This window comes from Streptomyces sp. NPDC001832 (genome assembly GCF_040297265.1).
Classification (GTDB): Bacteria; Actinomycetota; Actinomycetes; order Streptomycetales; family Streptomycetaceae; genus Streptomyces.
The window spans coordinates 56,246-68,289 of the sequence record NZ_JBEOYU010000013.1 but is presented as its reverse complement, the minus strand read 5'-3'; the positions used below and the strand labels follow the sequence as shown (position 1 = coordinate 68,289).

Annotated in this window: 9 protein-coding genes; 8 read left to right on the top strand and 1 reads right to left on the bottom strand. The window is 68.8% G+C overall.

Annotation, left to right across the window (positions count from 1 at the left end; genetic code table 11):
* Positions 1-104 precede the first annotated feature (104 nt).
* The 7 genes from ABT115_RS13445 to ABT115_RS13415 all read left to right on the top strand — a co-directional run bounded on the left by ABT115_RS13445 (position 105) and on the right by ABT115_RS13415 (position 8,114).
* Complete coding sequence (locus tag ABT115_RS13445) at positions 105-905, top strand: crotonase/enoyl-CoA hydratase family protein (RefSeq protein WP_351788024.1); 801 nt, start codon at positions 105-107, stop codon at positions 903-905.
* 16 nt (positions 906-921) lie between these two features.
* Positions 922-1,863: a Zn-ribbon domain-containing OB-fold protein gene (locus ABT115_RS13440; protein WP_351788022.1), complete on the top strand. Its 942-nt coding sequence runs from the start codon at positions 922-924 to the stop codon at positions 1,861-1,863.
* Positions 1,864-2,916: a thiolase family protein gene (locus ABT115_RS13435; RefSeq protein ID WP_351788019.1), complete on the top strand. Its 1,053-nt coding sequence runs from the start codon at positions 1,864-1,866 to the stop codon at positions 2,914-2,916.
* Positions 2,909-4,075, top strand: a complete 1,167-nt coding sequence (locus ABT115_RS13430) for a thiolase family protein (RefSeq protein ID WP_351788016.1) — start codon at positions 2,909-2,911, stop codon at positions 4,073-4,075. Before ABT115_RS13435 ends, ABT115_RS13430 begins: the two co-directional genes overlap by 8 nt.
* Before the next feature lie 261 nt (positions 4,076-4,336).
* Positions 4,337-4,738 carry an ACT domain-containing protein gene (locus ABT115_RS13425; RefSeq protein ID WP_351788013.1) on the top strand — a complete coding sequence of 134 codons (402 nt, stop codon included), beginning with the start codon at positions 4,337-4,339 and terminating at the stop codon, positions 4,736-4,738.
* Between the two features lie 319 nt (positions 4,739-5,057).
* Positions 5,058-5,558: a hypothetical protein gene (locus tag ABT115_RS13420; protein ID WP_136202497.1), complete on the top strand. Its 501-nt coding sequence runs from the start codon at positions 5,058-5,060 to the stop codon at positions 5,556-5,558.
* Between the two features lie 153 nt (positions 5,559-5,711).
* Positions 5,712-8,114, top strand: coding sequence for a glycoside hydrolase family 95 protein (locus ABT115_RS13415; RefSeq protein ID WP_351788009.1), 2,403 nt, complete (start codon positions 5,712-5,714; stop codon positions 8,112-8,114).
* Here ABT115_RS13415 and ABT115_RS13410 read toward each other — a convergent pair.
* Entirely contained in the window at positions 8,090-10,303 is a 2,214-nt protein-coding gene (locus tag ABT115_RS13410; protein ID WP_351788006.1) for a terpene synthase family protein, read from the bottom strand. The genes ABT115_RS13415 and ABT115_RS13410 overlap by 25 nt on opposite strands.
* 385 nt (positions 10,304-10,688) lie before the next feature.
* Between ABT115_RS13410 and ABT115_RS13405 the strand changes: the two genes are divergently transcribed.
* Entirely contained in the window at positions 10,689-12,020 is a 1,332-nt protein-coding gene (locus ABT115_RS13405) for an N-acetylmuramoyl-L-alanine amidase (protein WP_351788003.1), read from the top strand.
* The last annotated feature ends 24 nt before the right edge of the window (positions 12,021-12,044 follow it).

Here is a 12,044-nt window from a genome sequence, read left to right as displayed (position 1 = left end):
AAGAAATCTGACTGACTGTCAGAAAACTATTGAACTGGACCCGCGCCTGCTGCAACCTGTTCTCTTCCGAAACACGCCCTGGGTCTTGAGACAGGAGACAGGCAATGGGTGGTACGGAACACCTCACCGTGCAGCGCGAGGGCGCCACGCTGGTGCTCACCTTGAACAGACCGGAGGCGAAGAACGCCCTCTCGCTGCCGATGCTGGTAGGGCTGTACGACGGCTGGCTTGCGGCGGACGAGGACGACACCGTTCGCTCCGTCGTCCTCACCGGCGCGGGCGGCTGCTTCTGCGCCGGCATGGACCTCAAAGCCCTGGCGGGCAAGGGGATGGAGGGCGAGCAGTACCGCGACCGGATGGCCGCCGACCCCGATCTGCACTGGAAGGCGATGCTGCGCCACCACCGCCCCCGTAAACCGGTCATCGCCGCCGTCGAGGGCCACTGCGTGGCCGGCGGCACGGAGATCCTGCAGGGCACCGACATCCGAATCGCCGGGGCCAGTGCCACCTTCGGGCTCTTCGAGGTCAAGCGGGGGCTCTTCCCCATCGGAGGGTCGACGGTTCGGCTGCCGCGCCAGATCGCCCGCACCCACGCGCTCGAAATGCTCCTCACCGGACGCCCGTACAGCGCCGAGGAGGCAGCCGGCATTGGGCTGATAGGCAGGGTCGTCCCCGACGGCACCGCGCTGGAACAGGCCCTCGCCGTCGCCGGGCAGATCAACGCCTGCGGGCCGCTCGCCGTCGAAGCCGTCAAGGCATCCGTGTACGAGACCGCCGAACTGACCGAGACCGAGGGACTTGCCGCGGAGCTGAAACGCGGATGGCCGGTCTTCGCCACCGACGACGCCAAGGAAGGCGCGCGCGCCTTCGCCGAGAAGCGCCCGCCCGTCTACCGGCGTGCCTGAGCCAAGGAGGCCAACCGTGCCCGACATCCTCAGCGCACCGCTGGTGCTCGAATTCCCCTTCACCCGCTCCCTCGGACCGGTGCAGAGCGCCTTCCTCACCGGACTGCGCGAACGCACCGTCCTCGGCGTGCGGACCAGTGAGGGAAAGGTCCTGGTCCCACCAGTCGAGTACGACCCCGTGACCGCGGAGGAGATCCGTGAGCTGACCGAGGTCGCCGCCACCGGCACCGTCACCACCTGGGCCTGGAACCCGGACCCGCGCCCCGGCCAGCCCCTCGACACCCCCTTCGCCTGGGTCCTGGTCCGGCTCGACGGCGCCGACACGGCCCTGCTGCACGTCCTTGCCGCGCCCGGCCCGGAAGCCGTCCGCACCGGCATGCGGGTACGGATCTGCTGGGCCCCAGAGCGGACCGGCGCCATCACGGACATCGCCTGCTTCGAGCCGTACGACGGACCGGCCGGTCAACCTGCCCCGCACGGCGATGAGTTCACCGAACCTGTTCGCGGCATCGTCACCCCCGCCCGCCTCGACTACCGGTACACCCCCGGCCGCGCCCAGAGCGCGTACATCGGCGCACTGTCCGAGCGGCGCGTCGTCGGCGAGCGCTGCCCTTCCTGCACGAAGGTGTACGTACCGCCACGCGGAGCCTGCCCCACCTGCGGTGTCGCCACCACGGAACAGGTCGAGGTCGGCCCGCGAGGCACGGTCACCACATTCTGCGTCGTCAACATCAAGGCGAAGAACCTCGACATCGAGGTCCCCTACGTCTACGCACACATCGCCCTCGACGGTGCCGACCTCGCACTGCACGCACGGATCGGCGGAATCCCGTACGACCAGGTGCGCATGGGCCTGCGGGTCGAACCGGTCTGGACCGAGGGCGGACGCCACCCCGATCACTACCGGCCGACCGGGGAGCCGGACGCCGACTACGACGCGTACAAGGAGCTGCTGTAGATGCGAGACGTAGCGATCGTCGCCTTCGCGCAGACGGACCACCTGCGGCGGACCGACGAACTCTCCGAAGTCGAGATGCTGATGCCCGTCCTTCATCAGGTCCTCGACGCGACCGGGCTCAGGGCCGGCGACATCGGCTTCACCTGCTCCGGTTCCAGCGACTACCTCGCGGGCCGCGCTTTCTCCTTCACCATGGCGCTCGACGGCGTCGGCGCGTACCCGCCGATATCCGAGTCCCATGTGGAGATGGACGGCGCCTGGGCGCTGTACGAGGCCTGGGTGAAGATCCAGACGGGTGCGGCCGATACCGCGCTCGTGTACTCCTACGGAAAGTCCTCGCCCGGTGAGGTGCGCGACGTCCTCACCCGCCAACTCGATCCGTACTACGTCGGCCCGCTCTGGCCGGACTCCGTAGCCCTCGCCGCGCTCCAGGCGCAGGCGCTGATCGACGCGGGCGACACCGACGAAGCCGCCCTTGCCGCGATCGCCACCCGCAGCCGCACGGCCGCCGCGGCCAACCCGCATGCTCAGCTCGCCGGCCCGGTCCCGGCCGGCGAATACGTCGTACAGCCGCTGCGGACCGGCGACTGCCCGCCGGTGGGCGACGGCGCGGCCGCCGTGATCCTCGCCGCCGAAGACACCGCACGGGCCCTGTGCCCTCGCCCCGCCTGGATCCGCGGTATCGACCACCGCATCGAGGCCCACAGCCTCGGGGTCCGGGATCTGACCGAATCACCGTCCACCCGGCTTGCCGCGGAACGCGCCGGTGTCTTCGAACGGCCGGTGGACACAGCTGAGTTGCACGCTCCGTTCACCTCCCAGGAGGTGGTGCTGCGCAATGCGCTCGGGCTCGACGGCAGCGTCACCGTCAACCCGTCCGGCGGTGCGCTCGCCGCCAACCCCGTCATGGCCGCCGGGCTGATCCGTCTCGGCGAGGCCGCGTCCCGTATCCACCGGGGCGAGTCCGACCGGGCGCTGGCCCACGCCACCTCCGGCCCCTGCCTGCAACAGAACCTGGTCGCCGTACTCGAAGGGGAGAGCGCTCATGCCTGAGGAGCCCGTGGCCGTCGTCGGCATCGGCCAGACCAAGCACGTCTCCGCCCGCCGGGACGTCTCCATCGCCGGGCTCGTCCGCGAGGCCGCCGTCCGTGCGCTGGAGGACGCCGGACTGACCTGGGCGGACATCGACGCCGTCGTCATCGGCAAGGCACCCGACTTCTTCGAGGGCCTGATGATGCCGGAGCTCTATCTCGCCGACGCCCTCGGCGCGGTGGGCAAACCGATGCTCCGGGTGCATACCGCGGGCTCGGTCGGCGGCTCCACCGCACTCGTCGCCGCCAACCTGGTCTCCGCACGGGTCCACCGCACCGTCCTCACGCTCGCCTTCGAGAAACAGTCCGAATCCAACGCCATGTGGGGCCTCTCGCTGCCCATTCCGTTCCAGCAACCGCTGCTGGCCGGAGCGGGCGGCTTCTTCGCCCCGCACGTCCGGGCGTACATGCGCCGCACCGGGGCGCCCGACACGATCGGCTCCCTCGTCGCGTACAAGGACCGCCGCAACGCGCTCAAGAACCCGTACGCGCACATCCACGACCCGGACATCACCCTGGAGAAGGTCCAGTCCGCCCCGATGCTCTGGGACCCGATCCGCTACTCCGAGACCTGCCCGTCCTCCGACGGGGCCTGCGCGATGGTCCTCACCGACCGTGCCGGAGCGGACCGTTCGCCGCACCCGCCCGCCTGGGTGCACGGCGGCGCGATGCGCAGCGAACCGACGCTCTTCGCCGGCAAGGACTTCGTCTCGCCGCGGGCGGGCAGGGACTGCGCCGCCGATGTGTACCGGCAGGCGGGGATCAGCGATCCGCGACGGGAGATCGACGCCGTCGAGATGTACGTGCCGTTCTCCTGGTACGAGCCCATGTGGCTGGAGAACCTCGGCTTCGCCGAGGAGGGCGAGGGCTGGAAGCTCACCGAAGCCGGCGTCACCGAACTCGACGGCGATCTGCCGGTGAATCCCTCGGGCGGGGTGCTCTCCACGAATCCCATCGGCGCCTCCGGCATGATCCGCTTCGCCGAAGCCGCGCTACAGGTACGGGGGCAGGCGGGCGAGCACCAGGTGGCGGGGGCGCGGAAGGCTCTCGGTCATGCCTACGGCGGCGGGGCGCAGTTCTTCTCCATGTGGCTGGTCGGAGCCGAACCTCCCACCGGCTGACCGCAGGTCGTCCCGGACCGCAGGAAGCCCGTCACGCGGCCTTTCCGGGACCGCCCACTGAGCGTCGTGCGGGTTCCTCGGAAAGAGGGCCGCTTCCCGGCAACGAAAGCCGCTCGAAGGCGAGTTTGACCCGGGTGCGCCATGCCGGGAAGAACACGTGGCCGACTTCGGTCCGGGCTTCGGCCGTACGATGACGGTCGGGCTGCATCCCGCAGGCGCCCGAGATTACTGGTGCCATCGCGCCACGTAGCATGGTGGCCCATGACGGGCGAGCGCGATCTCCGAACCCTGCTGAGCGGCATGCGCCCGGAGCTGAACCCGGGCCGCTATGTCTTCACCACCACACCTCACGGCACGGTGCCCGAGGGCGTCGACCCGGTCGTCACGGTCACCGAGCCTGAAGGTCTCACCCTGGTGCTCCCGGAGGCGCAAGCCGTCTCGGCCGGCCTGCGGCACGACTACGTCGCGGGCTGGATCACGCTCCGTATTCACTCCGCCCTGGACGCGGTGGGGCTCACCGCCGCCGTGTCCCTGGCGCTCACCGACGCCGGACTGAGCTGCAACGTGGTGGCGGGCTTCCATCACGATCACCTGTTCGTTCCGTACGACCGTGCCGCCGAGGCGGTCGACGTGCTGGAGGCACTGGCCGCGGAATCCAGCTGAGGGCTGTCCCGTGATCCCCCGGTGGATCAGCGCGCGGCGTCGGACGCGGTGCGCCGCAAGGCGGAGGGGCGTCCGCAAACTGGATGTACTCGGACGTTCCGGCAATGCGGCGAGGTGTCGTAACTGTCGTCGTGCGCCCGCCAGGGATCACGGGACAGCCCTTGGCGGCACCAGTCGTGGGTTGCGGTCGACGGCTGGTCCGTGGAGCCTCCCGAGCCCGAGCCGCCTGGCTTCCCGGCCCCGGCCCGTGGGCCCGACCGTCCCCCGGCCTGCGCGGACCCGGGTCCGTAACGTGAGCCGGGACACGTACCATGTCTGCATGTCCTTCCTCCGCCGCCGTAGCGCCGCCACACCCGCTGGCCCCGACTTCGACGTCTTGGCCATGGACCCGGGAGACTGGCCCGGAAACCTCGGCGCCGGTCTGCTGCCCGCGCCGGACGGGAGCTGTCAGGGCGTCTTTCTCCGCTACGACCTGTTCGGTGGCCGCGGCCCCGCGATGATCATCGGCAATCTCCCGGAGGGGTCGCCCGCTCGCGAGACCGAGGAGGGCCAGATCCCGTTCGAGGTCGCCCAGCTGCTGCTCGCGCTCGAGAACGACGAACCGGTCGAGGTCACCGGCACCGAGGACATGCCCGTGATGCAGGGCGACAACCTGCTGATCGTCCGCCGCGTCAAGCTCTCGGAGAGCCGGATCTCCTGCGTCCAGTTCGACCGCAGCGACGGCGTGCTCGTCACCATCGCCAGCTGGGACCGGCCGATCACCGATGATCTGTACACCCTGCTGAAGCCGCTGCCCGCCGAGCTGTTCCAGCAGGGCTGAAACTGAAACGTCCCTTCGTCGGCCGTCCGTACGCATCGGGCGGCCGCGGCGCACCCAACGACCCATCTGTCCAAGTGTTTGCGGCCTCTGTCCAAGGGGCCGCTTTGTCATGTGCCTTGTCCAGTAAGTCGTCGGACCTTTACCGTCGGCCGCATGACATCCGGGATGACGCGACGCACCACAGTGAAGACAGCGATTGGCGCAACCGGCGTTCTTGCGCTGGGAATCCCTGCCCTTTCCGGAACAGCGGCGGCCGCCAGCACCTCCGATGATTCGAAGGAGGTGAAGGGATCCGCATTCTCGAAGAAGCCGACGGAAACGACACTCCGGTACGACGCACCTGCCGCGGGCTGGGAGCGCGAGTCGCTGCCCATCGGCGGCGGTGCCCTCGGCGCGAGCGTGTACGGAACACTGGCCTCCGAGCGGCTCACCTTCAACGAGAAGACGCTGTGGACCGGCGGCCCCGGTTCCGCCGAGGGCTACGACTTCGGGAACTGGACCGCCCCCAGGCCCGGCGCCCTCGCCGACGTACAGCAACGACTCGACAGTCAGGGTGCTCTCGGCCCGGATGCCGTCGCCGCCGAGCTCGGCAAGGCGCGCCGCGGCTACGGCGCCTACCAGGTCTTCGGTGACCTGCGGCTGGACCTGCCGAACGCCCCGGCCGCCCCCGATGCCTCCTACCGGCGCACACTCGATCTGCGGAATGCCCTCGCCGCCGTCACGTACACCCATCAAGGTGCCGTCCACACAAGGGAGTTCTTCGTCTCCCACCCGGACAGAGTCATCGTGGGGCGCCTCGCCGCCGACCGTCCGGGACAGGTGTCCTTCACCCTGCGCTACACCTCACCCCGCAGTGACTACACCGCCACCGCTGACAAGGACCGGCTCACCGTACGCGGCGCGCTGAAGGACAACGGCCTGCGCTTCGAAGCCCAGATCCGCATCCGGACCAGCGGCGGCACCGTCACCGCAGGCGCGGACGGCTCCCTCACCGTCACCGGCGCCGACAGCGCCTGGTTCGTCCTTGCCGCAGCCACCGACTATGCCGACCGCTACCCCTCCTACCGCGGCGACGACCCGCACAGGGCGGTCACCGCCGCCGTGGACTCCGCCGCCCGGTCGTCGTACGAGAAGGTCCGGGACATCCACGTACGCGACCACCGCGCCCTCTTCGACCGGGTCGCCCTCGACATCGGCCAGCAACTACCCGACCTGCCCACCGATCAGCTGCTCGCCCGGTACACGGACGGTACGAGCCCCGCCGACCGCGCCCTGGAAGTGCTGTTCTTCCAGTACGGCCGCTACCTGCTGATCGCCTCCTCGCGGTCCGGCTCGCTGCCCGCCAACCTCCAAGGTGTCTGGAACAACTCCACCACCCCACCGTGGTCCGCCGATTACCACACCAACATCAACCTGCAGATGAACTACTGGCTCGCCGAGGTCACCAACCTCGCCGAGACCACCGCACCGTACGACCGCTATGTCGAAGCGATGCGGGCCCCAGGCCGGATGACGGCGAAGGAAATGTTCGGGACCGCGGGCTGGGTCGTGCACAACGAGACCAACCCGTACGGCTTCACGGGCGTCCACGACTGGTCCACCGCCTTCTGGTTCCCCGAGGCCGCCGCCTGGCTCACCCAGCAGATGTACGAGCACTACCGGTTCGGCGGCTCCACCGACTACCTGCGCTCCACCGCCTACCCGGCGATGAAGGAGGCCGCCGAATTCTGGCTGGCCAACCTGCGTACCGACCCGCGCGACGGACTGCTCGTCGTCACCCCCAGCTACTCTCCCGAGCACGGCGACTTCACTGCCGGTGCCGCGATGTCCCAGCAGATCGTCCACGATCTGCTCACCAACACCCTGGAGGCCGCCCGTACCCTCGGCGACGCACCTGCCTTCCGCAGCCGCCTGGAAACGGCCCTCGACCGGCTCGACCCCGGGCTGCGGATCGGCTCCTGGGGCCAGCTCCAGGAATGGAAGGCCGACCGGGACGACCCGGCCGACACCCACCGCCACGTCTCGCACCTCTTCGCCCTGCATCCCGGGCGGCAGATCGAACCGGGCAGCAAGTGGGCCGAAGCGGCCAAGGTCTCCCTCGCCGCCCGCGGCGACGGCGGCACCGGCTGGTCCAAGGCGTGGAAGATCAACTTCTGGGCGAGGCTGCGCGACGGCGACCACGCCCACAAGATGCTCGCCGAACAGCTGAAGAACTCCACCCTGCCCAACCTCTGGGACACCCATCCGCCGTTCCAGATCGACGGCAACTTCGGCGCCACCTCGGGCATCGCCGAAATGCTGCTGCAGAGCCAGCACGGCGCCGTCGAGATCCTCCCGGCCCTCCCGGCGAGCTGGCCGGAGGGATCGGTACGCGGGCTGCGCGCCCGGGGTGGCTTCACCGTCGACATCGAGTGGGCGGCCGGGCAGGCCCGCCGTGTGGTGATCACGGCGAGCCGCAGCCGCGAAGTAACCGTCCGCAGCTCGCTGTTCGCGAGCGGCGAAAAGGTCTTCAAGGCGCGTGCGGGCGGACGCTACACCCTGGTGGCCGAGGGCTGAGCGAACAGCGCGGTTACCCGAGCCGCCGCGACACCGAGCCCCGTGGGACCGCTGAGGTGCCACGGGGCGCCGGTGCCCCGCCGCAGATCCTGCTCGCGGTAGCGCCGGCAGCCCCGGTGCCAGATCAGGATGCCCGCGATCCAGTGCTTGAGCTCCTGGACGTACCCGGCCAGGATCTCCCTCGCCTCCGTGTCCAGCTCGAAGTCGTCGTACAGCACCGGCAGTTCCTGCTCCGCGACGTGCAGGAACTGCCGCAGCCGCGATTTCATCAGGTCGTACACGATCTTCACCCCGGTCGGGTAGTCCACCCCGAAGAAGTTCTGCACCACCAGGACGCCGTTGTGCACCTCACCCTCGTACTCGATTTCTTTCTGGTACGAGAACAGGTCGTTGAGCAGACACGCGTAGTCCGACGCCGCGTTCTCCAGCGAGCGCAGCGGACCACTGTGGTAGATCTCCTCCGGCACCTTCCTGCCGTGCCCCAGGCGGCACAGACTCATCGTGAGATCCGAGCCGAAGGTCTTCCGCCGCATCTCGACGTAGTCCACCGGGTCCGGGATGCGGTTCTGTACCTGGTTCGCCAGCTCCCACACCCAGCTCGCGGTCATGTCCTCGACCGCCGTCCGGAAGGCGAGGCGCCCGCTCGCGTCCATCGGGGCCGAGGTCTTCGCCCAGAGATCGGCCAGCCCCCGCTCCAGAGCGTTGACCGGCTCGGGCATCGCGGACCCGTCCAGGGGCATGAACAGCGACAGACGCTCATTGGCGAGCTTGGCGCCCGCCAGATCACGGGGCCGCCCGTGCACCACCGGGAACCAGTCGTCCCCGTACGTCCCCCAGGCCAGCCACTGGGAGGAGAGATCCAGTTCCTCCGGAGTCGCGTCCGGGTGCAGACCCGCCGCGCACAACGGCAGGTCGATCGCGACGAGCCGCTCCTCGTCCCAGATGTGTGATCCCGGCACCCCCGGCTGCGCCTCCAGGATCCCCATACGGTTCGCCCAGTCGACGATCCGTACCCGGGCCCCGTCCAGATGCGGGCTGAGCGTCGTATCGAACGGCAGCTCGAAGTCGGGCAGCAGTGACGGACCGACATGCTGGTACGGCACATGGGTGTGGCTGCGCAGTCGGGCCGACTCCGATCGGGGGGTCAGCCGGATCGATGCCGCGGCCATACCGAAACCGGGCCCGGTCTCACCGGCCCCGCCGTCGTTCATGTAGCGGCTCGAGCGCATGTGCCACTCATGACCGCCCGACTGCCAGTCCTGCAGCCCCTTGACGTACGCCAGAACCGCCGCCGCGTCCGCCGGGTCCAGCCCCTTCTCCACGCACAGGGGACCGATTTCGGTGAGCGCCGTGTTCTCGAACTGCTGCAGCCGCGACGTCAGCAGATCGTTCACCGCATCGGCGGCCTCCTGCGTGGAGCAGCCGAGGAAGTGCTCAAGGACCAGTACGCCATTGCTGTTTTCGCCCTCGTCCTCGACCTCCCGCTGGTACGAGAAGAGGTCATTGCGCAGATGTACGCCGTCGGAGAAGGCATCCCGCAGTACCCGCAGCGCACGCTCGTCGGCCACCGACTCGGGGACCTCCGCGCCCGCCGCGTACTCCACGAGACCCGCCGACCACGGGGCGCCGCCCACCTTGCGCCGCATCTCGATGTACTCGACGGGGTTCGCGATGCGCCCCTCGTTGATGTTCGCGAGCTCCCACAGCGACTCGTTGAGCAGGTTCTTCGTCGCCTCGGCGAACCGGACCCGCCAGGCGTCGGACATGCTCGGCACTGTCCGCGCCCACAGATCGGCCAGCCCCGCCTCGACCGGATTCGTAGGCTCCGGCATCTGAGCCCCACGGTCCATCGGCATGAACGACGGCAACCGGTCCAGATACCGCTTGCCGCCCTGACGGTCGGGCGTGCGCTTGAACAGCTCCAGGAAATGGTCGTCGAAGAAGAAGACCCAGACATACCAGTCGGTGACCAGCGAGAGCGCCTCGGACGAGCAGTCGGGATGGGTGTACGCACACAGCAGCGCGTAGTCGTGGGAGTCGAGGTCCTTCTCCTCCCAGATACCCGAACCCTCCAGCATCCCTATGGTGCGCGCCCACTTCTTGGTGTGCTGTCGTGCCTCCTCGACATGGACGTTGAGCCGCGCCGGATACGGAACGTAGAAATCCGGCAGGGTGAAGGGCTGAGCCATGTGCGTTCGGCCTTTCCTGGATCTCCGTGCGTACGTTGCACGGACCGGTCGTGTCCGCGCGAGCACTACCCTTCGTCCGTTCGGAGCACGCATATCCGGGATTAGTCACACAAATAGTGTGGTCGTGCGTGGTCTACGGGCGCATGTCGCCGACCAGCCGGCGGCTCCGTGAATCCCCGGTATCGAGGCGCCGTCAGCAACCAGTTGCTTCTTTCCGGCCGCAGGTCAGACACCCTGCCAGTGGTCTGGTCCACTGGCTCGACTCATGACCTCCACTGAGCCCTTGACGTGCCGTCATCTCAGGTCAGAGAGTGTGCGCGCACAGCGGAACAGTGAGATCGGATCACGCACGGCTCCATCACGCACAGCTCCAAGAAGGGTTGTCATGACGTCCAAGCAGAGAACCGGACTCGCACTGGCGTTGACCACGGTCGGCGCGCTGAGCATGGCGCTGCTCAGCCCCGCGGCGCAGGCCGGTGCGGATGGGGTGCGGCCGGAATGCCCGCGAAGCCTCGAATGCGACTGGGTACCGGCGGCCTACCAGCAGACGGGTGCCCCGGCAGACAAGGAGACGTACGGGAACTACGACACCTCGGACCGGCCGCACACCAACAAGATCAGATTCATTGTTCTGCATGACACAGAGGAAGACTTCGACACCACCCTGAGGATCTTCCAGAACCCGCTGAAGCAGACCTCCGCCCACTACGTGGTGCGCTCGGGCGACGGCCATGTCACCCAGATGGTCAAGGGCAAGGACGTCGCCTGGCAGGCGGGCAACTGGTACGTCAACAGCCACTCCATCGGCATCGAGCAGGAGGGCGTCGCCGTCGAGGGCGCCAAGTGGTACACCCCCGAGATGTACCGCTCGACCGCCAAGCTGGTGCGCTACCTCGCCGCCAAGTACGACATCCCGCTCGACCGCCAGCACATCATCGGCCACGACGGCGTGCCGCCCACCAGCGCGTCCGGCACCAAGAACATGCACTGGGACCCGGGCACGTACTGGGACTGGAACCACTTCATGGCGTTGCTCGGCAAGCCCACCGTGCCGAGCGCTCCCCGGAGCAGCGAACTCATCACCGTCAACCCGGACTTCAAGAAGAACCAGCAGGCGTTCCGCGACTGTGAAAAGGGCGTCGACCTGCCGGTCCAGGGCTCCAGCGCCGTCCCGCTACACACCGCACCGTCCACCGACGCACCGCTCTTCTCCGACCCCGGCCTGCACACCGACGGCTCGCCCGGCACGAACTGTGCCGCCGACTGGGGCAGCAAGATCAGCGCCACCCAGCAGGCTGTCGTCGCGGACCACGCCCCCGGCTGGACGGCGATCTGGTGGTACGGCCAGAAGGCCTGGTTCCAGACCCCGGCCCGCACCCGGACCACCACACCCACCTCCGGCTACGTGGTCAAGCCGAAGGCGGGCCGTACACAGGTGCCGGTGTACGGGGTGGCGTACCCGGAGAAGTCCGAGTACCCCGCGGACTTCGCGGACCAGCGGGTGGGCTCGCCGCTCCAGTACACCATCAAGGCCGGTCAGTCCTACCCGGGCGGCGGTGAGGCACCCACGGGCTTCTTCTACGCGCCGACGATCGACGCCTCGTACCCGCTCGACCACGCGTACTTCCGCGGCAAGGAGAAGTACGTGACGGTGCAGATCGGCCACCGGGTCGCCTTTGTGAAGGCATCCGACGTGGACATCGTGCGGACGCGCTGAGACCGCGTGACCGCGTGACTCGTG